At 64.9% G+C, this 23407-nt stretch carries 22 protein-coding genes; 8 read left to right on the top strand and 14 right to left on the bottom strand.

What is annotated here, in order from left to right:
* Window positions 1–100 precede the first annotated feature (100 nt).
* The 7 genes from ACQR1L_RS09105 (at window position 101) to ACQR1L_RS09135 (ending at window position 5429) form a co-directional block, all read left to right on the top strand.
* Window positions 101–463, top strand: a complete 363-nt coding sequence (locus ACQR1L_RS09105) for a hypothetical protein (protein ID WP_434857617.1) — start codon at window positions 101–103, stop codon at window positions 461–463.
* 204 nt (window positions 464–667) lie between these two features.
* Window positions 668–949 (top strand): acyl carrier protein, encoded by a 282-nt coding sequence (locus ACQR1L_RS09110; RefSeq protein WP_006609130.1) that lies wholly within the window; start codon window positions 668–670, stop codon window positions 947–949.
* Between the two features lie 9 nt (window positions 950–958).
* The gene (locus ACQR1L_RS09115) at window positions 959–1429 is read left to right on the top strand and encodes a 3-hydroxyacyl-ACP dehydratase FabZ family protein (protein ID WP_009028705.1); all 471 of its coding nucleotides are present in this window, start codon (window positions 959–961) and stop codon (window positions 1427–1429) included.
* Window positions 1426–2631 carry a beta-ketoacyl-ACP synthase gene (locus tag ACQR1L_RS09120; RefSeq protein ID WP_434857618.1) on the top strand — a complete coding sequence of 402 codons (1206 nt, stop codon included), beginning with the start codon at window positions 1426–1428 and terminating at the stop codon, window positions 2629–2631. Before ACQR1L_RS09115 ends, ACQR1L_RS09120 begins: the two co-directional genes overlap by 4 nt.
* A gap of 36 nt (window positions 2632–2667) precedes the next feature.
* A complete protein-coding gene (locus tag ACQR1L_RS09125) occupies window positions 2668–3942 on the top strand; it encodes a beta-ketoacyl-ACP synthase (RefSeq protein ID WP_434857619.1) in 1275 nt (424 codons plus the stop codon).
* 16 nt (window positions 3943–3958) lie between these two features.
* Window positions 3959–4891, top strand: a complete 933-nt coding sequence (locus tag ACQR1L_RS09130) for a lipid A biosynthesis lauroyl acyltransferase (RefSeq protein ID WP_434857620.1) — start codon at window positions 3959–3961, stop codon at window positions 4889–4891.
* 160 nt (window positions 4892–5051) lie between these two features.
* Window positions 5052–5429: a VOC family protein gene (locus ACQR1L_RS09135; protein ID WP_434857621.1), complete on the top strand. Its 378-nt coding sequence runs from the start codon at window positions 5052–5054 to the stop codon at window positions 5427–5429.
* A 106-nt stretch (window positions 5430–5535) separates the two neighbouring features.
* Here ACQR1L_RS09135 and ACQR1L_RS09140 read toward each other — a convergent pair whose 3' ends face one another.
* The 14 genes from ACQR1L_RS09140 to ACQR1L_RS09205 form a co-directional block, all read right to left on the bottom strand.
* Window positions 5536–6636, bottom strand: coding sequence for a polyamine ABC transporter substrate-binding protein (locus ACQR1L_RS09140; RefSeq protein ID WP_434857622.1), 1101 nt, complete (start codon window positions 6634–6636; stop codon window positions 5536–5538).
* Between the two features lie 12 nt (window positions 6637–6648).
* A complete protein-coding gene (locus ACQR1L_RS09145) occupies window positions 6649–7812 on the bottom strand; it encodes an aminotransferase (RefSeq protein WP_434857623.1) in 1164 nt (387 codons plus the stop codon).
* 9 nt (window positions 7813–7821) lie between these two features.
* Window positions 7822–8151 carry a rhodanese-like domain-containing protein gene (locus ACQR1L_RS09150; protein ID WP_315720728.1) on the bottom strand — a complete coding sequence of 110 codons (330 nt, stop codon included), beginning with the start codon at window positions 8149–8151 and terminating at the stop codon, window positions 7822–7824.
* Window positions 8152–8295: 144 nt separating this feature from the next.
* Window positions 8296–10218, bottom strand: a complete 1923-nt coding sequence (locus ACQR1L_RS09155; protein WP_434857624.1) for a potassium transporter Kup — start codon at window positions 10216–10218, stop codon at window positions 8296–8298.
* Between the two features lie 150 nt (window positions 10219–10368).
* The gene (locus ACQR1L_RS09160) at window positions 10369–12267 is read right to left on the bottom strand and encodes a potassium transporter Kup (protein WP_434857625.1); all 1899 of its coding nucleotides are present in this window, start codon (window positions 12265–12267) and stop codon (window positions 10369–10371) included.
* Between the two features lie 255 nt (window positions 12268–12522).
* On the bottom strand, window positions 12523–13353 hold the full coding sequence (locus ACQR1L_RS09165; protein ID WP_434857626.1) for a flagellar motor protein MotB: 831 nt from the start codon (window positions 13351–13353) through the stop codon (window positions 12523–12525).
* A gap of 36 nt (window positions 13354–13389) precedes the next feature.
* Window positions 13390–14163, bottom strand: coding sequence for a motility protein A (locus ACQR1L_RS09170; RefSeq protein WP_009028798.1), 774 nt, complete (start codon window positions 14161–14163; stop codon window positions 13390–13392).
* A gap of 176 nt (window positions 14164–14339) precedes the next feature.
* Window positions 14340–14702, bottom strand: coding sequence for an Hpt domain-containing protein (locus ACQR1L_RS09175; protein ID WP_434857627.1), 363 nt, complete (start codon window positions 14700–14702; stop codon window positions 14340–14342).
* A complete protein-coding gene (locus ACQR1L_RS09180; protein WP_434857628.1) occupies window positions 14699–16897 on the bottom strand; it encodes an ATP-binding protein in 2199 nt (732 codons plus the stop codon). The genes ACQR1L_RS09175 and ACQR1L_RS09180 overlap by 4 nt, the downstream gene beginning before the upstream one ends.
* Before the next feature lie 297 nt (window positions 16898–17194).
* Window positions 17195–17917, bottom strand: coding sequence for a hypothetical protein (locus tag ACQR1L_RS09185; RefSeq protein ID WP_434857629.1), 723 nt, complete (start codon window positions 17915–17917; stop codon window positions 17195–17197).
* A 65-nt stretch (window positions 17918–17982) separates the two neighbouring features.
* On the bottom strand, window positions 17983–18618 hold the full coding sequence (locus ACQR1L_RS09190) for an RraA family protein (protein WP_434857807.1): 636 nt from the start codon (window positions 18616–18618) through the stop codon (window positions 17983–17985).
* A gap of 182 nt (window positions 18619–18800) precedes the next feature.
* A complete protein-coding gene (locus tag ACQR1L_RS09195; protein ID WP_434857630.1) occupies window positions 18801–19685 on the bottom strand; it encodes a CDP-alcohol phosphatidyltransferase family protein in 885 nt (294 codons plus the stop codon).
* An 87-nt stretch (window positions 19686–19772) separates the two neighbouring features.
* Window positions 19773–20471 (bottom strand): phosphatidylserine decarboxylase, encoded by a 699-nt coding sequence (locus ACQR1L_RS09200; protein ID WP_434857631.1) that lies wholly within the window; start codon window positions 20469–20471, stop codon window positions 19773–19775.
* 132 nt (window positions 20472–20603) lie between these two features.
* Window positions 20604–22577, bottom strand: coding sequence for an ABCB family ABC transporter ATP-binding protein/permease (locus ACQR1L_RS09205; RefSeq protein WP_434857632.1), 1974 nt, complete (start codon window positions 22575–22577; stop codon window positions 20604–20606).
* Between the two features lie 226 nt (window positions 22578–22803).
* Here ACQR1L_RS09205 and ACQR1L_RS09210 point away from each other — a divergent pair, with 226 nt between their 5' ends.
* Window positions 22804–23406, top strand: a complete 603-nt coding sequence (locus ACQR1L_RS09210; protein WP_434857633.1) for a TIGR00730 family Rossman fold protein — start codon at window positions 22804–22806, stop codon at window positions 23404–23406.
* The last annotated feature ends 1 nt before the right edge of the window (window position 23407 follow it).

The raw sequence follows: 23407 nt of genomic DNA on the forward strand, positions 1-23407 counted from the left end.
TCTACAGAGTGAGAGGCTTTGCTGATGCAGCTCAATCGTGGCAAAGTTTCTTTGTGAGAGGTTGTGCCCGCGTGCTAAGAAACAGCATCGGAGTCGAGGCATGAAGTCCCAGCGCCCCATTGCAGCGGAGGAAGAGCATCGCGTGGTGCCGTTCCGGCCCCGCAATGGCCCGGCGCGGCGCGTCGCCGAGGGCGGCAGTCCGCCCATGAATCCCCCCGTGCCGCTGCGGCGGCCCGAACCGGCTGCCCTCGACCTGTCCCGCTACGAGCGGCCCCGCGAGGAGCCGGACGATTTCCGCCATCGCATCCTGGCCAATATCGCCGCTATCGCCTTCACCATCGCGCTGACCGCGATCGGAATCTGGCTGGCGATGAGCATCGCCGATCTGCGCAAGACCCAGGACTGCCTGCTCACCGGACGGCGCGACTGCGCCCGGATCATCACCGAGACCTACACGCCCTGACGGGCGCCTCCGACCTCCCGACAGGGCATCACAATCCCGCCACAACCCGCGCGCCCGGCTCCATTGAACTCACCGCGGCGCTCCGATATACGGGCACACGACTCCTGGGCGACGGGGGTAAAAGGGCTCGCATCAGACGCCCCCGGGGCGGTGTCCCCTCGTTGCCCTTCTCCGGATTAGCTCCAAAATATCAAAGGCTTAGTGATGTCCTCAACATTCGATCAGGTCGCCACGATCATCGCTGAAACCTGCGACATCCCGCGCGACACGATCACGCCGGATAGCCACGCCATCGACGATCTGGGCATCGACAGCCTCGATTTCCTCGACATCGCCTTCGCGATCGACAAGGCCTTCGGCATCAAGCTGCCGCTCGAGAAGTGGACGCAGGAAGTCAACGACGGCAAGGCCAGCACCGAGCAGTATTTCGTGCTCAAGAACCTGTGCGCCCGCATCGACGAGCTGGTCGCCGCCAAGGGCGCCTGAGCGCCCGCCATGCAGATCGAATACTTCCTGCTGATCGACCGCATTCTCGACCTCAAGCTGGACGAGAAGACCATCACCGTCGAAGCCAAGGTTCCCACCGAGAGCACGATCTTCGAAGGGCATTTTCCGGGCTATCCGATCATGCCCGGCGTTCTGCTGATCGAGTCGATGGCGCAGACCTCCGGCTGGCTGTTGCTCGCGCTGATGAAGTTCGAGCGGATGCCGTTCCTTGCCGCGGTGAAGGAAGCCAAGATGCGCGGCTTCGTGCAGCCGGGCGAGGTGCTGACCGTCGAGGCCAACGTGCTGCATGAGGGCTCCGGCTACGCCATCACCGAGGCGCGCGTGAAGGTCGGCGGCAAGCTGCGCTCGAACGCGACCATCACGTTCAGCCACGTCCCCTTCCCCAATCCGGAGCTGCGCGGACACATGGACGCCGTCGCCGAGCGCGTCGGTTTTCCGCAACAGATCCTGCAGCGATGAGTGAGACGCCTTCCGTGACATCAGCCCCCGTCGAAGTCTGGATCACCGGCATCGGCCTTGCGACCTCGCTCGGCGAGGGCCTCGATGCGAACTGGGAGGCTCTCAACGCCGGCCAGATCAATGTCGATGAGAAGGGCTTCGCGCCCTACATCGTGCATCCCTGGGCGAAAGTGAATCTCGAGGCGCAGATTCCCAAGAAGGAACAGCGCCAGATGGAGGCGTGGCAGCGCATCGGCACCTACGCCGCCGGGCTCGCGCTGGATTCGGCTGGCCTCAAGGGCAACAAGGACATCCTGTCCCGGATGGACATGATCGTCGCCGCCGGCGGCGGCGAGCGCGACATCTCGGTCGACACCGCAATTCTCAACGCCGAGGCGGAAGGCAACTGCACGCCGGGCTTCCTCAACGACCGGCTGATGAGCGATCTGCGCCCGACGCTGTTCCTGGCGCAGCTCTCCAACCTGCTCGCCGGCAATATCGCGATCTCGCACGGCGTCTGCGGGACGTCGCGCACCTTCATGGGCGAGGAAGTCGCTGGTGTCGACGCGTTCAAGATCGCGCTGGCCCGCATCGCGGGCGGCCAGAGCGACATCGCGCTGGTTGGCGGCTCGCATAATGGCGAGCGCAAGGACCTGCTCGTGCTCTACGAGTTCGGCGACTACAATCTCAAGAACGAGTTCAAGCCGGTGTGGGCGCGCCAGGAGCATCCGGGTTTCGCGCTCGGCTCGGCCGGCGCCTTCCTGGTGCTCGAGTCCAAGCCGCATGCCGAAGCCCGTGGCGCCAAGCCGCTGGCGCGGCTGAGCAAGGTCGTCGCCGACCGCGCCCGCCGCAAGGAAGCTGGCGCCGTGACCGGCACGCTCGACCGTCTCTGGTCGGCGCTCGACGTGCACGACGCGCCCGGCGCGATCATCACCGGCGCCACCGGCGCCGAGCCCGTGACGTCTGAGGAGCGTGCGTTCCTCGATCATCACAAGGCCTTCGCCGTGCGATCGAGCGGCACCCGCTTCGGCCATACGATGGAGGCGCATTTCGCGCTCGATCTGGCGCTCGCCGCTTTGTCGATCTCGCGCGGCGCGCTGTTCGCGCCCGGCGACACGTCCGGCGTCGAGAGCGAGATGAAGGAGGCTCCGACCCAGATCGTGGTGGTCGGCGCCGGCCATTACCGCGGCGAAGGCATGGCCTTGGTCGAAGCTGTCAAGTGAACGCGGCGCGCGGCTGACGACGCGACGGGGGACATCATGAGTGTACGCGACAAGTTTGGACGCCCCGTCGTGGTCGTGACGGGCATGGGCATCGTCACCTCGCTGGGTGCGGGCAAGTCCGACAATTGGACCAAGCTGGTGGCCGGCGAGTCCGGCATCCGCACCATCACCCGCTTTCCCATCGACGGGCTGAAGACGACGATGGCCGGCACGGTCGACTTCGTGCCGGTGGCGCCGTTCACCTCGACCGGCCTGTCCGAGCGGCTCGGCCACATGGCCGTCGAGGAAGCGATCGCGCAGGCCGGCATCGGCTCGAAGGGCGACTTCCCGGGCCCGCTGTTTCTCGCCGTCGCGCCGGTCGAAATCGAGTGGCCTCAGCGCCTCGAGCTCGCGCATGAGGTCGGCGGCACGCAGTTCACCTATGACGACCTCCTGAAGGTCTGCGGCGGCGGCAAGTTCGTCAACTATCACCACCGCTTCCTGTTCGGCTCGGTGGCGGATTCGCTGTCGGACACGTTCGGCACCAAGGGCTCGCCGATCTCGCTGTCGACCGCCTGCGCCTCCGGCGCCACCGCGATCCAGCTCGGCGTCGAGGCCATCCGCCGCGGCGAGACCGACGTGGCGCTGTGCGCGGCCACCGAAGGCTCGGTCAATCCGGAAGGCCTGGTGCGCTTCTCGCTGCTGTCGGCGCTGTCGACGCAGAACGATCCGCCGCAGGCCGCCTCCAAGCCGTTCTCCAAGAACCGCGACGGCTTCGTCATGGCCGAAGGCGCCGGTGCGCTGGTGCTGGAGAGCTACGATGCGGCCGTGGCGCGTGGCGCCAAGATCCTCGGCGTCGTCGCCGGCTGCGGCGAGCTCACCGACTCGTTCCACCGCACCCGCTCGTCGCCGGACGGCAAGCCGATCATCGGCTGCATCCGCAAGGCGCTGGCCGACGCCGGCATGGCGCCGGAGCAGATCGACCACATCAACGCCCACGGCACCGCGACGCCCGAGAACGACAAGATGGAATATGTCGGCGTCTCCGCCGTGTTCGGCGAGCACACCGGCAAGATCCCGGTGTCGTCCAACAAGTCGATGGTGGGTCACACCATTTCGGCCGCCGGCGCCGTCGAGGCGATCATCTCGCTGCTCACGCTCGAGCATCAACTGATCCCGCCGACCATCAACTACGACATCCCGGACCCCGCGATCCTGTTCGACGTCGTCGGCAACAAGGCCCGCGAGGCGCGGGTCACCGCCGTGATGTCGAACTCGTTCGGCTTCGGCGGCCAGAACGCCTCGCTGATTTTGACCCGCGAACCGGCCTGATCCGCCTGTCGCATCGATGAGTCTCATTCCCCTCCGGACCAAGCTCGTCATCCGCCAGAAGGTGAAGTCGCTCGGGTCCTCGGCCGTCGGCGCGCTGACGGTCGGCATGCTCAAGACCACGCGCTATTTCGATCCGCAGAAGACGGCCGACCGCTTCGCACGCATCGCGCAGTGGATCGGCCCGAAGCTTCGCGAGCAGCGCATCGGCCGCGACAATCTCACCAAGGCCTTCCCCGAGAAATCGCCCGAGGAGATCGAGCGGATTCTCGCTGGCGTCTGGGACAATCTCGGCCGCGTCGGCGCCGAGTTCGCGCATCTCGACAAGATCTGGGACTACGACGAGGAGCATCCCGAGCGCAGCCGCATCGAGCTGACGCCGCGCACCCACGAGCTGTTTCATCAGCTCCGCCTCGACGGCAAGCCGGCGCTGATCTTTGCGAGCCACCTCGCCAATTGGGAAATGCCGGCGCTCGCCGCCGTCGCCCACAAGCTCGACACCGCGATCCTCTATCGCCGCCCGAACATCGCCGCCGCCGATCGCATCATTCAGGAAATGCGCCAGGTGAAGATGGGCACGCTGATCCCCGCCGGCCGCGACGCGCCGCTGCGGCTGGGCCAGGCGCTGAAGAACGGGCAGCACGTCGCGATGCTGGTCGATCAGTACCTGACCGGCGGCGTCGAGGTGACGTTCTTCGGCCGCAAGACCCGCGCCAACCCGATGCTGGCCCGCCTGTTGCGCCAGGTCGAATGTCCCGTGCATGGCGTGCGCATTATCCGCCTGCCGAGCAATCGCTTTCAAGCCGAGCTGTCGGAGGAAGTGAAGCCGGTGCGCGATGCGAATGGGCAGATCGACATTCAGGGCATGACACAGGCCGTGACCAACGTCGTCGAGAGCTGGGTGCGCGAATATCCGGAGCAATGGCTCTGGCTGCACCGCCGCTGGCGGTAAGCCCCCTCGCAGTGAAATTCCACCGCAAGGAAGAAGATCGGTAGTACGATCTTCCGTCAACAAGCCATCTGAAGAAAACTCTTACCTCATGAAGCGACGCTCGCTACCTTGGCGCCGTATCCGACACGCTGTTCGGAATCTCCAGGGAGGATAAGCGCTGATGTTTTCGCACATCATGATCGGCACCAACGACCTCGACAAGGCCAAGGCCTTCTACGACAAGCTGCTGGGGACGCTCGGCGTCCGCCCCGCGAAGGTCGACGGCCACCGGATTTTCTACATCACCCCGACCGGCGTCTTCTCGGTCTCCAAGCCGATCAATGGTCAGCCGGCGACGCCGGCCAACGGCGGCACCATCGGCTATGCCTGCAGTTCGTCCGAGCAAGTCGATGCCTGGCACGCAGCGGGCCTGGAAGCCGGCGGCACCACCTGCGAGGATCCGCCCGGCGTCCGTCAAGGATCGACTGGCAAGCTGTATCTCGCTTACTTGCGCGATCTCGACGGCAACAAGCTGTGTGCGATGCACCGGCTGGCGTAATCTCGCCGGCGTCATTGCGAGGAGCAACGCGACGAAGCAATCCAGAGTCGGGGTCTCCGCCCTGGATTGCTTCGCTTCGCTTCGCTCGCAATGACGATAGTGACGACTACCGTCCCGTCTTCACCTTGGTCCAGAGCCGATTGATGATCCGCTGCGTGGCCGGCTCGCGGGCAGTGATGACGAACAGCTTCTTCAAGGTCGCCTCGTCCGGATAGATGTTCTTGTCGCCGAGGATCTTCGGGTCGATCAGCTTCTGGCTGGCCAGATTGCCGTTGGCGTAGGACAGGAAATCCGAGTTCTTGGCGGCGACCTCCGGCCGGTAGAGATAGTTGATCAGCGCATAGGCTTCGGGCACGTGCTGGGCGTCGGCGGGGATCGCAAAATTGTCGAAGAACATCTGCGCGCCCTCTCTCGGGATCGCGTAGCCGATCTCGATGCCGTTCTTCGCTTCCTCGGCGCGGCTCCTGGCCTGCATGATGTCGCCGGACCAGCCGACGACCAGGCAGATCTCGCCGGTGGCGAGCGCGCTTAAGTATTCCGACGAATGAAACTTCCGCACGGAGGACGCGACCTTGCCGACCACCTCGGCCGCCTTTTCCAGATCCGCCTGCTTGGTCGAGTTCGGGTCGAAACCGAGGTAGTTCAGGGCCGCCGGAAAGATGTCGTCGGCAGAGTCCAGCATGTGGACGCCGCAATCCTTGAACTTGGCGAGGTTCTCCGGCTTGAACACCATGTCCCAGCTGTCGATCCGCGCGCCAGGTCCTAGGATCTTCTCGATCGTCTTGACGTTGTAGCCGATGCCGGTCGTGCCCCACATGTAGTTGGCGGCGAACTGGTTGCCGGGATCGTAGACGGCCAGACGCTCGGTGACGACCGGCCAGGCATTGGCGAGGTTCGGCAGCTTCGACTTGTCGAGCGGCTGGAAGATCTTGGCCTTGATCTGGCGCTGCAGGAAATACGCGGTGGGAACGACCACGTCGTAGCCGGACTTGCCGGCGAGCAGCCGCGTCTCCAGGGTCTCGTTGGCATCGAACGTGTCGTAGACGACCTTGATCCCGGTCTCTTTGGTGAAGGCGTCGAGGACCCCCGGCGCCATGTAGTTCGACCAGTTGTAGAAGTTGACGACGCGCTCTTCGGCGCGGCTGGCCGCAACCGAAAACGTCAGCGCGGCCAGAGCCAACACGATACGAATGCGGCCGCGCATCATGTCTTTCGTCTCCTAGCGGCGGTGAATGGCGTCGGACAGGCGCTCCAGCGCCGTGTCGAGCGTGGCATCCTTCTTGGCGAAGCAGAACCGGACGACGGAGGTGACCGCATCCTTCTCGTAGAACGCCGACACAGGAATCGCCGCCACCTTGTAGTCGTGAACGATACGTCGGCAGAATTGCTCGTCGGTTTCGTTGAGGCCGAGCGGCGACAGGTCGACCGTGAGGAAGTACGTGCCTTGCGCCTTCAGCACGGGAAAGCCGAGGCTCTCGAGCCCGGCCGTGAGCCGGTCGCGGCTGCGCGACAGCTCGGCGCGCATGTTGACGAAGTAGTCGTCGGACTTGCCGAGGCCGTAGGCCACCGCCATCTGCAGGTTCGGCGCGGTCGTGAAGGTCAGGAACTGATGCACCTTGGCGGCGACGCGCAGCAGCTGCGGCGCGGCGCAGACGAAGCCGATCTTCCACCCCGTGAGCGAGAAGATCTTGCCTGCCGAGCCGACCTTGATGGTGCGGTCGCGCATGCCGGGAATGGTGATCAGCGGGATGTGCTCGCGGCCGTCGAACACCACGTGCTCCCAGACCTCGTCGCAGATCGCGACCGCATCGAACTCCTGGCAGAAGCGCGCCAGCAGCTCGAGATCCTCGCGCGGATAGACCACCGCCGCCGGGTTGAGCGGGTTGTTGAACAGCACTGCCTTGGTCTTCGGCGAGAATGCGGAGCGCAGCATCTCCTCCGACAGCCGCCAATGCGGCGGCTCCAGCCGCAGCAGCTTCGGGATGCCGCCGGCCTGGCGGATGATCGGCAGATAGGAGTCGTACACCGGCTGGAAGCAGATGACTTCATCACCCGGCTCCACCACCGACAGGATCGCCGAGGTCAGCGCCTCGGTCCCGCCCGAGGTGACCATGACCTCGCTCATCGGGTCGAGATCGAGCTTGTGCCAGTGCTTGTAGTGCGCGGCGATGGCCTGGCGCAGCTCCGGCAGGCCCATCATCGACGGGTACTGGTTGTAGCCGTTCAGGACGGCGTCCGCGGCGGCGCGGCGGATGTCCTCCGGGCCCGGATCGTCGGGAAAGCCCTGCCCCAGATTGATGGCGTCGTTGTCGCGCGCGAGCTGCGACATCTGCTCGAAAATGGTGACCGGCAGGTCGGCGAAGACCTTGTTCTGCGAGACCATGATCGCGCGTCAGCCGCCGGTCTTGCTTGGCAGACCGGCCGCCTTCCAGCCCAGCATCCCGCCCTGAAGGTGCTTGTCATAGGGCAGCCCGGCCGCCTGCGCGGCGAGCGAGGCTGTCACCGAGCGCTTGCCCGAGCGGCAGGCGAACACGACGTCCTTGCCTTGGGGGTCCGGGATGAGCTTCGGGTCGAAGGCCGACAGGGGAACGACGACACCGTCGGGATAGGCTTCCGCAGCAACTTCGTTCGGCTCGCGCACGTCGACCAGAAGAATTCGCCCTTCGGCGATCCCCTTGGCCACGTCCTGCGGGGTCAAATCGTGCACAACAGCCACGCCCATCCTCCAAGCCTTCGAGGGAGCCGCACACGGCTCCGAACAGGCGCCAAACTCACCCCAGACGCCGCGAAAATCAAGCGGTTCGGCAGCCGTCCCGCGCACGCGCCAGCCGCCGAGCCGGGAGCGATCCGGTCAGATCGTGACCTGTCAGATCGTGACCTGGGTGCCGACCTCGACCACGCGCCCGCTCGGGATCTGGAAATAGTCCGTCGCGTCGTTGGCGGAACGGCTCATCGAGATGAACAGGTGATCCTGCCAGCGCGGCATGCCGGAATGCGCCGCCGGCTTCAGCGCGCGGCGCGACAGGAAGAACGAGGTCGACATGATGTCGAACTGCCAGCCGAGCTTGCGCGCGATCGCCAGCGCCCGCGGCACGTTCGGCGACTCCATGAAGCCGAAGCGCAGGGTGACCTTGGAGAAGGTCGGGCTGATCTGCTCCAGGCGGACCCGCTCCGAGGGATCGATGCGCGGCGTCGGCGCGGTCTCGATCGTCAGGATCACGTTTTTCTCGTGCAGCACCTTGTAGTGCTTCAGGCTGTGCATCAGCGCGGTCGGCGCGCTCAGCGGATCGGAGGTCAGGAACACGGCAGTACCGGGCACGCGCTGCGGCGGGCGCTTCTCGAGCATCGCGACCAGGTCGGCGAGCGGGAATTCCAGCTTGCGCGACTTGTCGAACAGCAGCCGGCTGCCGCGACGCCACGTGTACATCAAGGTCATCACGAAACCGCCGAGCGCCAGCGGCACCCAGCCGCCTTCGAACACCTTCAGAAGGTTCGCCGACAGGAACGTCAGATCCAGGAACAGGAATGGCGCGATCAGCGCGGCCGCCGCGAACGGCGACCATTTCCAGACCTTCCAGATCACGACGAAGCCCATCATCGCCGTCACCACCATGGTGCCGGTGACCGAGATGCCGTAGGCGGAGGCCAGCGCGCTCGACGATTTGAACAGCAGCACCAGCAACACCACCGACAGCAGCAGCAGCTTGTTGATGCGGGGGATGTAAATCTGGCCGGAATGCGCCTCCGAGGTGTGGCGGATCTCGAAGCGCGGCAGCAGGCCGAGCTGGATCGCCTGCCGGGTCAGCGAATAGGCGCCGGTGATCACGGCCTGGCTGGCGATGACGGTCGCCACCGTCGCGAGCGCCACCATCGGGATCAGGGCCCAGTCCGGGAACATCAGGAAGAACGGATTCTCGATCGCCTTGGAATCGGCGATCACCAGCGCGCCCTGCCCCAGATAGTTCAGCGCCAGCGACGGCAGCACGATAAACAGCCAGGCCGTCTGGATCGGCCGCTTGCCGAAATGGCCGAGGTCGGCATAGAGCGCCTCGGCGCCGGTGACAGCCAGGAAGACTGCGCCGAGCGTGATGAAGCCGATGACGCCGTGATGCAGCATGAAGGTCACGGCGTTGAGCGGGTTGATCGCCCAGAGCACTTCGGGATGGCGCATGATCGGCGGCAAGGCGGCGATGCCGATGATCAGGAACCAGGCCAGCATGATGGGGCCGAAGAACGCCGCCACCTTGGCGGTGCCGCGCACCTGGACGGCGAACAGCGCGACCAGGATGACGATGGTCAGCGGCACGACGTAAGGATCGAACGCCGCGGTGACGAGCTTGATGCCTTCGATGGCCGACAGCACGGACAGCGCCGGCGTGATGACGGCGTCGCCATAGAACAATGCGCCGCTGATGATGCCGAGCAGCACGATGACACTGGCGCCGCGCGCGACGCCGCGCTGGGCCAACGCCATCAGCGCCAGCGTACCGCCCTCGCCATTGTTGTCCGCCCGCAACAGAATGACCACGTATTTGAGCGTCACCACCACCACGAGCGCCCACAGGATCAGCGAGATCACGCCCATGACGGCGTGCGGCGCTGGATCGCCGCTGCTGCTGGCTGCCGCAACGGCCTCGCGGAGCGCGTAGAGCGGGCTGGTTCCAATATCGCCATAGACGACGCCGATGCTGCCAAGCGTGAGTGCGCTGAAGCTGGCGGTCGAATGGGTCTCGCCATGACCGTTGGTCGCCGGCGTTTCCGCGGGCGTAGCTGCGGCTTCAACTGTCATGGGTAGCCCCCTCGAGGACTTGTTAATGCTTCACTGCACAACTGGCAGAGCGCGCGGCTTATAGCGACAAGCTTTGACAGCGGACCGGACGAGATTGCGGATCAGCCATGCAATCCAGCATACATTGTCCGAAGTCCATGCGCCAACAGCTCAGATCGTTACCTGAGTACCAACCTCCACGACCCGTCCCGTCGGAATCTGGAAGTAGTCCGTGGCATCGTTGGCGGAGCGGCTCAATCCGATGAACAGGTGATCCTGCCACGCCGGCATGCCGGATTGCGATGACGGCTTCAGCGAACGGCGCGAGACGAAGAACGACGTCGACATGATGTCGAACTGCCAGCCGAGCTTGCGCGCCACCGCGAGCGCGCGCGGCACGTTCGGCGACTCCATGAAGCCGAAGCGCAGCCGCACCTTGGAGAACTTCTCGCTGATCTTCTCCATGCGCACCCGCTCCGACACGTCGACTCGCGGCGTCTGGGCGGTCTCGATGGTCAGGATCACGTTGTGCTCATGCAGCACCTTGTTGTGCTTGAGGTTGTGCAGCAAGGCGGTCGGCACGGAGGTCGGGTCGCTGGTGAGGAACACCGCCGTGCCCTTGACGATGTGCGGCGGCCGCTTCTCCAGGCTCGCAACGAGGTCGTCGAGCGGGACCTCGATCTTGCGGGTTTTCTGGATCAGGATCGCCGAGCCGCGCCGCCAGGTCCAGATCGTCACCGCCATCACGACTCCGAACAGCAACGGCACCCAGGCGCCTTCAAAGAGCTTGAGCAGGTTCGCGGCGAAGAAGCTGGTGTCGACCACGACGAAGGGGACGATGATCGCGGCCGCAACGGCGGCGCGCAGGTTCCACAGCTTCCAGATCACGACGAAGCCCATGATGCCGTCGGCCACCATGGTGGTGGAGACCGCGATGCCATAGGCGGAGGCGAGATTGCTGGACGTCCTGAACAGCAGCACCAGCAGCATCACGCCGATCAGCAGCAGCCGGTTGACGCGCGGCAGATAGATCTGCCCGGCGTGGCTCTCGGAGGTGTAACGCACTTCGAAGCGGGGCAGCAGGCCGAGCTGGACCGCCTGGCTCACCAGCGAATAGGCGCCAGTGATGACGGCCTGGCTCGCGATGACCGTCGCGGCGGTGGCGAGCACCACCAGCGGCAGCAGCAGGATCTCGGGCACCATGCGATAGAAGGAGTTCTCGATCGCGCTGGGATCCGACAGCACCAGCGCGCCCTGCCCGAAATAATTGATCAGCAGGGCCGGCAAGACGAAGAACAACCAGGCCGACTGGATCGGCTTGCGGCCGAAATGACCGAGATCGGCATACAGCGCTTCGCCACCGGTGACGGCGAGAAAGACCGCCCCCAGCGTGACCAGGCCGACGGTGCCATGCGAAAGCAGGAACTGCACCGCGTAGTAGGGATTGATCGCGGCGAGCACGGACGGGTCATCGCTGATGTGGACGAGACCCATCACCGCAAGGCACGTGAACCACGTGACCATGACGGGACCGAAGGCGGAGGCCACCCGCGCCGTCCCCTTGCTCTGCACCGCGAACAGCACGACCAGGATCATGACGGTGAGCGGCACGACATAGTGCTCGAGCGCCGGCGCCGCGAGCTTGAGGCCTTCCACCGCTGACAGCACCGAGATCGCAGGCGTGATCATCGAATCGCCGATGAACATCGAGGCGCCCACGACGCCGAGCGACAGCAGGAACAGGCTGCGCCTGCCAAGCGCGCGCTGGCCGAGCGCCATCAGCGACAGCGTTCCGCCCTCGCCATTGTTGTCCGCCCGCAACAGCAGCAGCACATATTTCGCGGTCACAACGATGAAGAGGGACCAGAGGATCAGGGAGAGCACGCCGAGCACGATCATGCGCGACACCGGCTGCCCGTGAGCAGCGCCATGTGCCGCCTCGCGGAACGCGTAGAGCGGCGAGGTGCCGATGTCACCGAAGACGACGCCGATGCTGCCCAGCGTCAGCCCCCAGAACCCCGACGTGCTCGCGGTTTCCTGTCCTTCGGTCGGTGTCGTGGTGGCCGTCATGTCGCTTGGAACGCATCTTTCCCGTTTGGCCCGGCGCGTGTGGACGCAGACCGACCGCAGGTCAAGTCTCTACCGTAGCAGACCTTCGTTCCAGGGCCGCACGCGAAGCGACCGCTACACAGATGTCTTTTGACGCAGCGCGGCCTGTTGATCGGCAGGACAAGGTTGCCGGAGCCAATGTCGGGTCCGCTGGCGGCGAATCAAGGGCGCGCCGGCCGGCTGTCTGTCCCGGCTGCCCGGCCGGGCGCGGTGCGGCTACGGCTTGAGGTCCGGCGGCAATGGCGGATCTTCCCGCATCAAGGTGATCGTGACCCGACGATTGGCGGCCAGCGAGGGGTCGTCAGGGAACAGCGGCTGGGTGTCCGACTTGCCGGACACCGCATAGATGTGGCTCGGCGGCAGCCCTTCCCGCTCGAGGATCTGGCGGACGGCATTGGCACGATCGGCCGACAGGTCGAAGCCGCCGTAATCGCTGCGGGACGGGACGAAGCCGGCAGCAGTATGTCCGGTAATCTGCACACGCAGCGGCGTTGCCTTGAGCGGCGCCGCCAGCTTCTCGATCAGGCGCCGGGTGCGATCATACGGCACCTTGGAGCCGTCGGCGAACATCGAGCGGCCATCCTGGTCGACGATCTCGAGGTTCAGACCCTGCTTGGTCTCCTCGAACATGATGTGCTTGGAGATTTCGGTCATCTCCGGCATGTCCTGCAGCGCCTGGCGCAGCGAGGCGGAGGCCAGCGCGAACTGCCGGTCGGTCTTGAGCCTGGCGCCGTTGGTATGCTGGCGCTCCTCCTGCTCGGGGCTCGGATCGCGCGCGGTTTCTTCCGGCGAGATATGGGCGGCGTTCTTCAGCTTCGGGCGCGTCGGCAAGCCGTCGGATTCAACGATGCCCGAGTAGCGCGACTCGGTCTGCATGCCGAAGGCGTCGCGCATCGAACCGGCGACGACTTTCAGCTTGTTGTTGTCCATGGTCGAGAACGCGACCAGCATGACGAAGAAGGCGAGCAGCAGCCCCATCAGGTCGGCGAAGGTCACGAACCAGCCGTGACCGCCACCATGCGCATCGCCTCGTTTCTTCTTGGCCATCGTTCACCCCGCCCCGGAACACCCCCTGCCCGCCGATCAGGCCGGCACGGGCTCGCCTTCGGCATGGCGATGCTTCTCCGGCAGATAGGCCAGCAGCATTTCGCGCACGAGCGCCGGGCTCTTGGAGTCGCGGATCATCAGGATGCCGTCGATGATCAGCGTGCGGTTGGTCTCTTCGTCGAGCAGCTTGCCGTGCAGCTTGTCGGCGATCGGCAGACAGATCAGGTTGGCGACCAGCGCGCCGTACAGCGTCGCGAGCAGCGCGGTCGCCATGAACGGGCCGAGCTTCGAGGGGTCGGTCATGTTGGCGAACATCTGCACCATGCCGATGAGCGTGCCGATCATGCCGAAGGCCGGGGCGCAGTCGCCGACGGCGCGATAGATCTTGCTGCCCTCGTCGAGATGCATCAGGAAATTGTCGCGGTCACGCTCGAGATTGTCGCGGATAAATTCGAGGTCGTAGCCGTCGGCCACGTAGCGGATGCCTTTGGCGAGGAATGGCTCGTCGGTCTCGACCTTTTCCAGGCCGACCGGGCCCTGCTTGCGGGCGATCTCGGCGATGCGGGCGAGCTCGTCGACGAGCTCGCGGGCCGACAGCCGGCTCATCGTGAACACGAACTTCATGCCGAGCGGGACGCCATGGGCGATCGCACCGAGCGGAAAGCGGATCATGGTGGCGGCGGTGGAGCCGCCGAAGATGATGATCGCAGCGTGATCGCTGACGAACATGCCGAAATCGCCGCCCAGCAGCATCATCACGGCGATGACGATCACGCCGACCACGAGCCCTGCGCCCGTCATGATATCCATGAGCTTACTCCACCCGCATACGCGAACAACCGGCCATCCTGGACGGGCGCGCGGCCCTGCCCCACGCGCAATTTAGATTAGATGCGCGCCATTAAGGACGGGTTACCGAATTTGGTAGGCATAATGAGAGGTAAACAGACGAAGAGAAGCGATGCGCATCTCTACGCGCGCTGCACTCAGGCCGCGGCCGCGCCCGACTTGAGCAGATTCGCCTCGGCGAACAGGACCGCCTGTTCGAACGATTTCTCCATCTTATGCACCATCTCCAGCATCTGCGCCGGCTCCATCGTCGCCGAGCCCGCTTCGAGCTCGCGCGACAGCCGCGACAGCGCCGAGAAGCCGAACGTCGCCGACGAACTCTTGATGGAATGCGCCTCGCGCCTGAGCTCCTGGCGATCCTCGAACTTGGAGGCCAGCTTGCCGAACTTGCTGGAGGTGTCGTCCAGGAAGGTCCTGAGCACCTCGAGCGCGTCTTCCTCACCTAGCTCGGAGATCAGGATCTGGTAGACGGTTTCATCGAATTGCACCAGGTCGGTCATGCGACAAGCCTTTCCTTGTTCGTGGCAGCGGCCGCGCGGAGCAGAGCGGCGTTCAGTCGATCCCGCGTGACCGGCTTGGTCACGAAGTCGTTCATGCCGGCATCGGTGCAAGCCAGGTGATCCTGGCTGGTGGCGTTGGCCGTCAGAGCGATGATGTAGATGTCCTGGGCGGGCGGCGGCAGCGAGCGGATCATCCGCGTCGCGGTGAGGCCGTCCATCTCCGGCATCATCATGTCCATCAGGATGAGATCGTAGGTCTGCTTCTGCACCGCCGCGATGGCCTGGGTGCCGTTCTCGACGATGTCGTAGGCGTGGCCGAGCTTGTCCAGCAGCTTCTTGATCACGAACTGATTGGTCAGATTGTCCTCGGCCACGAGGACCTTCAGCGGCTCGGCGCCGGCCGGCCGCTCCTCGGAGATGGTCGCCGCGCTAGCCGGCGCGATCGTCGCCTCGGGAGCGCTCACATGCTCGACATCGGGGTGCGGCTGCGGCTGCACCTCGATGGAGAAGGTGAAGGTACTGCCCTCGCCCACCTTGCTCTGCACCTTGATGTCGCCGCCCATGCAGGTGACCAGGCGCTTGCAGATCGCGAGCCCAAGGCCCGTGCCGCCGAACCGGCGCGAGATGGAATTGTCGACCTGCGAGAACTGCTTGAACAGGCGGCCGACGGCCTCCGCAGGGATGCCGACGCCGGTATCCGCCACCGAAAACACCAACGTGAGATTTTGGCCGGTCAGGCCCTCGGCCCGCACGTCGACATGCACGCTGCCGGCCTCGGTGAATTTGAGCGCATTGCCGACGAGGTTGAACAGCACCTGACGCAGTCGCGCGGGATCGCCGACCACATAGTTCGGCACGTCGGGCGCGATCGAGGTGGTGAGCTGCAGGCCCTTCTCCTTGGCCCGCGACACCAGCAGTTCGGCGGTGGCGGTCACCGAACGATGCAGATCGAACTCGATGTGCTCGATCTCCAGGCGATCGGCATCGAGCTTGGAAAAATCGAGGACGTCATTGAGGAGTTGCAGCAGATAGTCCGCCGATTCACGCAATGTCATGGCGATCTTGCGCTGCTCCGGCGCCAGATCGGCAGACAGCAGCAGATCGGCCAGGCCGATGACGCCGTTCATAGGCGTGCGAATTTCGTGGCTCATCATCGCCAGAAATTCCGACCGCGCCCGCGTGCCCGCCTCGGCCGCGTCGCGCGAGGCGGCAAGACCTGCCTGATAGCGCGCGATGAGGATCGTGACGATCCCGATGATCACCGTCAACAGCGCCCCGACCAGGAAATCACGATCGCGATCGCGCTTGAACGCGGCGAAGACCTCCTCGGTGGCCTGACCGACGACGACGACCAGCGGGTGACCCTTCACCCGCTGAAACGAATAGATCCTGGCGATGCCGTCGACCTGGCTGCGCGCCGTGTAGGAGCCGCTGCTCTTGTTCTGAATGGCCGACATGATCGGGCTGCCGGCAAGAGAGGTGCCTACGCCGCTCGAGGCGGCCGAGGCCCGCGCGCGGATGATGCCATCCAGACCCGCAAGCGTCACATTGCCCTGCTTGCCGAGATCGACCGAATTGTAGAAGCTCGAGAGATAGGCGGGATCGAGCGATACGACGACGACGCCTCCGAACGAGTTGTCCGGCATGATGATCCGGCGCGTCAGCTGGATCGACCATTTATTCGAGACGCGTCCGAAGATCGGCTTGCTGATGAACAGGACGTCGTCCTTGCCGTCAGCATGGACGCGGAAGTGTTCGCGGTCATGCAGGTCGAGACCGCGCATCTTCGGATCGATGTTGCTGGACAGCATGATGCCGTCCTTGCCGATCACGACCACCTGGAACGAGAAGTCGGACAGGAACTGACTGTGCTTCGCCCACAGCGACATGTCGAAATTCTGCGGGTCCTTGGCGTAGGTATCCCGCACATAGAGCAGCGTTTGATCCGCGGCGCGGATCGAGCGGATGATCTGCTCCTCGAACGCGCGCGCGAGATTGGCGCCGTTCTTCAAGGCCGACTGCTCGGTGCGTGAATACTCTTCGGAAACCGTGTAGAAGATGCCGGCCCAGACCACCGCGATCGCCGACAGGCCGATGACGGCGCTGCCGAAATGTCCAACCAGCCGCACGATCCTGTCGACGGTCTGGTCGAGCCACTCGAACAACGGCATCGATTTGGAGATCAGCCTGCGCATGTCTTTCGCCCTCGAGCGACATGCCTATCCGTCCAGGCTCGCCATCAGGTAAAGCTTGATGGATAAAATCTTCTGAACGCGCCGTCATCGCTTAACTCTCGGCCCTTCCGGCCCGTTTGCAGGTAATAGGCGACCACGATCGATCAATACCTCGATGGGCAAGGCTCGCCCCCCGTAGTCATCCGGACAAGCTCGGATACGATCCTGCGGCCGAAGGCGGCGATCGTTCGTGATGATCGAAGCCCGCACCGAGTCCACGCGAACCAGCGATCCGCCGACCGTCCGGCAAGCCCGGTCTTATTTCAGCTTGATCTTGGGGATGGTCGATTGGCTCAGCCGTTCCATCGACGGCAGGCGATAGACCTCCAGGACGGTGTCCTGATCCCGCTGATAGAGCAGTAGCATCTTGTCATCCGCAACCTGCTCGACAGCATCCAGGCGACCGACGCCGTCCAGCAGCTTGCGGTAGTTGGCCCCGCTGATGTCGCTGACGGCCACCGAGACGGCATCCTTCTCGGTCAGCCGTCCATCGCCATTGGTATCCTTCTCGACGACGGTGTAGACCATCCCGACCGCTTCGCGCTGGTCTGCGCCGAGCCGTAGCTTGTTGAGCATCAGCTGGGTAGAAACGATCAGTTGGGCCCCGGTGTCGAACAGCCATCGCGGCTGGTTGATCGCCGGATCCAGGAACAGATAGTTCACGACGTTCCTGTCGCTTGTCTTGTCGTAATAGGAGGCCGCGCCATAGGTCTGGCTCCGGTACAGCGGAATGCGGACATAGCGCGTGCCGTCGACGACGATCGCGCGGCCCAGGAGGAGATCCTCGGAGATCCGGTCCTGGCCACTGACATTCACGACATTGGTGACGCGGCGCTCGCGCGTCTCGTCCTTGAAGATCCGCAGCGCCGCATAGGCGCCGACCGCGATGAGCAAAATGGCGGCCACAGCGATTGCCAGCGCATTGAAGCGCCAGACATACCTGAAGAACACCCGGCCGCCCCGGCCCGCGATCCGTTCCATCGCCCATCACCTCGAAGACCAGCCCTCACGCCCGCGCGTGAGGGCTCATGTTTGCGCCGCGCGCCTCAATGAATCTCTGCCGAGCGCTTGAGCGCGGCCTTGAGCTTCTCCAGCGAGAAATCGGCAGACCGCGCGATCTCCAGGATCGGCGTCTCGCGCCGGGCACACAGTTCGGCCGCCTCTGGCAGGCTGGCGGCGATGTCGTGGGGGATCACGATCGCGCCGTGGCGGTCGGAGTGGATCAGGTCATCCGAACGCACCGTCATGCCGGCGACACGGACCTCGCCGCCAAAGCTCTCGGCATGCACCCAGGCATGCGACGGGCCGATCGAGCCGGCCAGCGCCTGGAAGCCCGGTGCCCATTGCGGGATGTCGCGGATCGAGCCGTCCGTGATCACGCCGAGGCAGCCGAGCGCCTTGTGCACGTTGCTCTGCACCTCGCCCCAAAAGGCGCCATAGCCGATATCGGGGCCGTCGATGTCCTGGATCACCACGATACGCGGACCGTGACCGGTGCCGACATATTCGTAATAGTCGGTACGCCGCCGTGCCTGCTCTTCGGCCGGCAGGCCGGACTTGACCACGGAGCGGATCGTCGCGGTCCGCGCATAGCCGACCATGGGCGGCAGATCGGGAAACGGACAGACCAGCGGCTTGGTGGTGTAGCCGATCAGGCGGCGATCAGGCGCCACGATCTCCATGGCGTTGCAGATGGTCGGCGTGTCATAGCGCGCGAGCGCCTCGAGAACGGATGGAGCGACCGGCGCGGCGGAATTGGTCAAGGCGTTGTCTCCGGATGTGAGGGACGGATCTCACGTCCGTCCTTGCACCCGGTATAACTGACGCGCCCCGAGCCGGCAAAGCGCGGGGCCATGTGCTGAGGTCAATGCAGCCGCTCAGGCGGATGCTGCTCCTGCTCGGCAGAAGGTGGCGGCGGCGCAAAGGCGGGGCTCGACGTAGCAGCGGCCTGAGGCGCCGCCGAGGCGCCAAGCGCCGCGGCATGCCGCGCGGCCTGCTGGCGATACAGCCGCCAGCCGAACGGCAGGCTCAGGATGTAGAGGATCGAGCCCGCCGACAGGATGTGCCAGGGATAGACCACCAGCAGCGCCACGAAGAACACCACCGAGGCGAACACCGGCAGCACCAGCTCGGGCGAGACGCGCATTCGCGTGGTCTTGCCGGAGAACACCGGCAGCCGTGACACCATCAGGAAGGCGATCAGCAGCGTGTAGAAGGCCGTCACCAGGGCGGGCGGCTTGGGCAGATCGAGGAAGGCGAGATAGACCGGCAGCAGCACCGTGATGGCGCCGAGCGGCGCCGGCACGCCGGTAAAGAAGTTCGCAGCGAAGGGCGGCTTGTTGGGATCGTCGATGCTGGCATTGAAGCGCGCCAGCCGCAGGCCGCCGCTGATGGCGTACATCATGGCCGCGATCCAGCCGCCGTCGCGCAGCTCGTGCAACTGCCAGAAGTACAGGATCAGGCCCGGCGCAACGCCGAAATTGACGAAATCGGCGAGGCTGTCGAGCTCCGCGCCGAACTTCGACTGCCCCTTGATCATGCGGGCGATGCGGCCGTCGATGCCGTCGAGGAAGGCGGCAAACACGATCGCACCGACCGCGAGCTCCATCCGGCCCTCGGTCGACAGCCGGATCGCGGTCAGGCCGGCACAGATCGCCAGCAGCGTGATCATGTTCGGGACCAGCAACCGCACCGGGATCGGCCGGAAACGCCGGCGGCGCAGTTCGGGAGAGTTCGGATCGAAGCTCATGATCACACCAGGGATGGTTTTGCCGGAACCTTGTGCCTGAACTTGGCTCAAGGCCTCCTTAATGGGTCGTCATCGGGCGAGGACGGTTCACTGGCTTCGGAACGTCAGGCCCGGCACCGGAACGTCGAAATCGGCCAGGATGGTTTCACCGGCGATGGCCGTCTGTCCTTCCGAGACCAGAACCTCGGTGCCATCGGGGAAATAGACGTCGAGCCGCGACCCGAAGCGGATCAGCCCGAAGCGCTCGCCTGCGCCGATCGTCTGCCCTTCCCGCACGAACGACACGATCCGGCGCGCCACGAGGCCGGCGATCTGGACCACGCCGATCCGGCCATGCGGCGTCGAGATCGCGAGCGAGTTGCGCTCATTGTCCTCGCTCGCCTTGTCGAGCTCGGCATTGATGAAGGCCCCCGGGCGATAAGCGATCTTCTCGATCCGCCCGGCCACCGGAGCCCGGTTCACATGGACGTTGAACACGCTCATGAAGATCGAGACCCGCAACAGCGGGCGGTCGCCGAGGCCGAGCTCCGCCGGCGGCAGCGCGCGGGTGATCATCGAGATCTTCCCGTCGGCCGGCGCCACCACCAGCCCTTCCCGCTGTGGCGTCACGCGGATGGGGTCGCGGAAGAACAGCGCGCACCAGACGGTGAGCAGCGTGCCGATCCAGCCGAGCGGGGTGAAGATCCAGAACAGGATCAGGCTGACGAGGGCAAATCCGCCGATGAAGGGGTAACCCTCGGGATGGATCGGCGGGATCTGGGCACGGATGGAATTGCTGATCGACATGGCCTGCTTCGTTGAGATGATGTCCCTCTGACCTCAGAGCGGACCGCCGCCTTGACTAGGTCGCCGGACGGCGAAGGTCAAAATGAATCCTTAACGAGTCCTTGCGTTCGGATCACGGCAACCGCCGAGAATTCACTCGGCCGCACTGGCAACGGACCCGGGCAGTTCGGGTCCGCTCATGTCGGGCTCGCCCCGCGCCGGCGGATTGCGGTTGGGCGCGGCGGCGTCGTCGCCGATCTTGGCCAGCTTTTCGCGCGCCTCCTCGGCCTCGCGCTGCCGGTTCCACATGCTGGCATACAGCCCGCCTCTGGCCAACAGCTCGCCGTGGGTGCCGCGCTCGGCGATCCGGCCGCGGTCGAGCACAATGATCTCATCGGCCGCGACGATGGTCGAGAGCCGGTGCGCGATGACGAGGGAGGTGCGGTTGCGCGACACGCGGTCGAGCGCATCCTGGATCTCCTGCTCGGTATGGCTGTCGAGCGCCGAGGTTGCCTCATCGAGCACCAGGATCGGCGGCCCCTTGAGGATGGTGCGGGCGATGGCCACGCGCTGCTTCTCGCCGCCGGACAGCTTGAGACCGCGCTCGCCGACCTGGGTTTCGTAGCCCTTCGGCGCCATCTTGATCAGCCCGTCGATCTGGGCGAGGCGCGCCGCTTCCTCGACGGCGGCATCGTCCGCGTCCCAGCGCCCGTAGCGGATGTTGTAGCGGATGGTGTCGTTGAACAGCACGGTATCCTGCGGGACCATGCCGATCTGCGCGCGCAGCGAGACTTGGCTGACCGCGCGGATGTCCTGCCCGTCGATCAGGATGCGGCCGCCGGAGACGTCGTAAAGCCGGAACAGCAGCCGGGAAATCGTCGACTTGCCGGCACCGGAAGGGCCGACGATGGCGACCGTCTTGCCGGCCGGCACCTCGAAGCTCAGCCCCTGCAGGATCGGCCGATCCGGCTCATAGGCGAAACGGACGTCCTCGAAGCGCACCGCGCCCGAGCTCACGACCAGCGGCCTGGCGCCCGGCGCGTCTTTCACCTCGGCATCCCGGGTGAGCACGCCGAACATCTTCTCGATGTCGATGATCGCCTGCTTGATCTCGCGATACACCATGCCCATGAAATTCAAGGGCTGGTAGAGCTGGATCATCATGCTGTTGATCATGACGAAATCGCCGACCGTGTTGCGGCCCTCGCGGACGCCATGGGCGCACATCAGCATCGCGACCGTCAGCCCGATCGTGAAGATCACCGCCTGCCCGGCATTGAGCACCGCGAGCGAGGTATAGGTCTTCACGCTGGCACGCTCGTAACGCTCCATCGAGCGGTCGTAACGTTCGGCCTCGCGCGCCTCGGCGCCGAAATATTTCACGGTCTCATAGTTGAGCAGCGAGTCGATCGCCTTGGTATTGGCCTCGGTATCGGAATCGTTCATCCGCCGACGGATCTCGATCCGCCACTCGGTCGCGATATAGGTGTAGTACAGATAGGCAGCGACCATCGTCAGCGTAACCAGCACGTAGCGCCAGTCGAACTGCCACAGCAGCACCGCGGTCAGCAGCGACACCTCGACGATGGTCGGGATGAGCTGCAGGATCACCATGCGAACGATGGTCTCGATCGCATTGCGCCCGCGTTCGAGCACGCGGGTCAGGCCGCCGGTCTTGCGCTCCAAATGAAAGCGCAGTGACAATTCGTGCATGTGGACGAAGGTGATGGTCGCGAGCTTGCGCACCGCATGCATGGCGACGCGGGCAAAGATGCCGTCGCGCCATTGCGTCAGCACTGCCATCAGCACGCGCATGCCGCCATAGCTCGCGGTCATCACGATTGGCGAGGCCACCAGCCAGAACGCCCAATTGTCGGGTTGGACCGGTGCGGTGTTGGCGCCCGTCAGCGCGTCGGTGGCCCATTTGAAGGTGAAGGGCAGCACCAGGGTCGCGACCTTGGCGGCGAGCAGCAGCACCACCGACCACAGCACGCGCATCTTCAGATCGGCGCGATCACTCGGCCAGATGAAGGGCCACAGGTGCCGCAGCGTGCCGGCCAACGTTCCCTGCTCCAGGGAGGCGGGAGACTCGGCGGCGCCGTGATGAGGAGACGAATCGGGAGGCATCAAGCGATCTGGAACAGCGGCGGTGTTGGCCTGTTATGAGGCGGGGCAGCCCGCTCCATATAGAGTGTTCGACCGCCAGATGCACCCGTGCGTCGACGGAATCCGTTGCGGCGGCGCAGTAATTGCATAACTTGATTCAGATCGGTTGGATTGCCCGTAAATCCCCGCGAACCACCCGGTCCGCCCTCGTCTTGACGCCTTTCAGCTGCAGTGTCACATCCATCATATGACTGAAATCCGCACCGTCTGTGTCTATTGCGGCTCCGGCCCGGGCACCAATCCCAGCTTCATCGAATCGGCGAAAACCCTCGGCAAGGCGCTCGCCGAGAACGGCGTCAGGCTCGTCTATGGCGGCGGCTCCATCGGCATGATGGGCGCAGTCGCCAAGGCAGTGCTCGACCATGGCGGCGACGTCACGGGCATCATTCCGGACTTCCTGGTGAAGAAGGAGGTCATGATGCCGCTCAAGGACCTCATCGTCACGCCCGACATGCATGAGCGCAAGCGGCTGATGTTCGAGCACTCGGACGCGTTCGTCGCGCTGCCCGGCGGCATCGGCACGCTCGAGGAACTGGTCGAGCAGCTCACCTGGAAGCAGCTCGGGCGCCACGCCAAGCCTGTCCTGATGGCCAATATCGACGGCTTCTGGGAGCCGCTGTTTTCGTTGCTCGCCCACATGCGCGAGACCGAGTTCATTCGGCCGGGCTTCCAGATCGAACTGCTCAAGGCCGACCGCGCCGAGGACATCCTGCCGCGCCTACGCGAAGCGGCCGCCCGCGTCGCCAAGGAAGAGACCGAGATGGTACCGGAGATCGCCAAGCGGCTCTGAG

The organism is Bradyrhizobium sp. HKCCYLR20261 (genome assembly GCF_051168435.1).
Taxonomy (GTDB): Bacteria; Pseudomonadota; Alphaproteobacteria; order Rhizobiales; family Xanthobacteraceae; genus Bradyrhizobium.

Bases quoted from the DNA above. Each gene is read 5' to 3' on its own strand.
- ACQR1L_RS09145 (WP_434857623.1), bottom strand. From the start codon at position 7,812: ATGGTCTCGCAGAACAAGGTCTTCGCCGACCTGCCGGTCACCATTTTC.
- ACQR1L_RS09125 (WP_434857619.1), top strand. From the start codon at position 2,668: ATGAGTGTACGCGACAAGTTTGGACGCCCCGTCGTGGTCGTGACGGGC.
- ACQR1L_RS09120 (WP_434857618.1), top strand. From the start codon at position 1,426: ATGAGTGAGACGCCTTCCGTGACATCAGCCCCCGTCGAAGTCTGGATC.
- ACQR1L_RS09185 (WP_434857629.1), bottom strand. From the start codon at position 17,917: ATGGAACGGATCGCGGGCCGGGGCGGCCGGGTGTTCTTCAGGTATGTC.
- ACQR1L_RS09140 (WP_434857622.1), bottom strand. From the start codon at position 6,636: ATGATGCGCGGCCGCATTCGTATCGTGTTGGCTCTGGCCGCGCTGACG.
- ACQR1L_RS09155 (WP_434857624.1), bottom strand. From the start codon at position 10,218: ATGACAGTTGAAGCCGCAGCTACGCCCGCGGAAACGCCGGCGACCAAC.
- ACQR1L_RS09165 (WP_434857626.1), bottom strand. From the start codon at position 13,353: ATGGCCAAGAAGAAACGAGGCGATGCGCATGGTGGCGGTCACGGCTGG.
- ACQR1L_RS09200 (WP_434857631.1), bottom strand. From the start codon at position 20,471: ATGTCGATCAGCAATTCCATCCGTGCCCAGATCCCGCCGATCCATCCC.
- ACQR1L_RS09195 (WP_434857630.1), bottom strand. From the start codon at position 19,685: ATGAGCTTCGATCCGAACTCTCCCGAACTGCGCCGCCGGCGTTTCCGG.
- ACQR1L_RS09150 (WP_315720728.1), bottom strand. From the start codon at position 8,151: ATGGGCGTGGCTGTTGTGCACGATTTGACCCCGCAGGACGTGGCCAAG.
- ACQR1L_RS09210 (WP_434857633.1), top strand. From the start codon at position 22,804: ATGACTGAAATCCGCACCGTCTGTGTCTATTGCGGCTCCGGCCCGGGC.
- ACQR1L_RS09190 (WP_434857807.1), bottom strand. From the start codon at position 18,618: ATGGAGATCGTGGCGCCTGATCGCCGCCTGATCGGCTACACCACCAAG.
- ACQR1L_RS09170 (WP_009028798.1), bottom strand. From the start codon at position 14,163: ATGGATATCATGACGGGCGCAGGGCTCGTGGTCGGCGTGATCGTCATC.
- ACQR1L_RS09115 (WP_009028705.1), top strand. From the start codon at position 959: ATGCAGATCGAATACTTCCTGCTGATCGACCGCATTCTCGACCTCAAG.
- ACQR1L_RS09160 (WP_434857625.1), bottom strand. From the start codon at position 12,267: ATGACGGCCACCACGACACCGACCGAAGGACAGGAAACCGCGAGCACG.
- ACQR1L_RS09105 (WP_434857617.1), top strand. From the start codon at position 101: ATGAAGTCCCAGCGCCCCATTGCAGCGGAGGAAGAGCATCGCGTGGTG.
- ACQR1L_RS09110 (WP_006609130.1), top strand. From the start codon at position 668: ATGTCCTCAACATTCGATCAGGTCGCCACGATCATCGCTGAAACCTGC.
- ACQR1L_RS09175 (WP_434857627.1), bottom strand. From the start codon at position 14,702: ATGACCGACCTGGTGCAATTCGATGAAACCGTCTACCAGATCCTGATC.
- ACQR1L_RS09135 (WP_434857621.1), top strand. From the start codon at position 5,052: ATGTTTTCGCACATCATGATCGGCACCAACGACCTCGACAAGGCCAAG.
- ACQR1L_RS09130 (WP_434857620.1), top strand. From the start codon at position 3,959: ATGAGTCTCATTCCCCTCCGGACCAAGCTCGTCATCCGCCAGAAGGTG.
- ACQR1L_RS09205 (WP_434857632.1), bottom strand. From the start codon at position 22,577: ATGCCTCCCGATTCGTCTCCTCATCACGGCGCCGCCGAGTCTCCCGCC.
- ACQR1L_RS09180 (WP_434857628.1), bottom strand. From the start codon at position 16,897: ATGCGCAGGCTGATCTCCAAATCGATGCCGTTGTTCGAGTGGCTCGAC.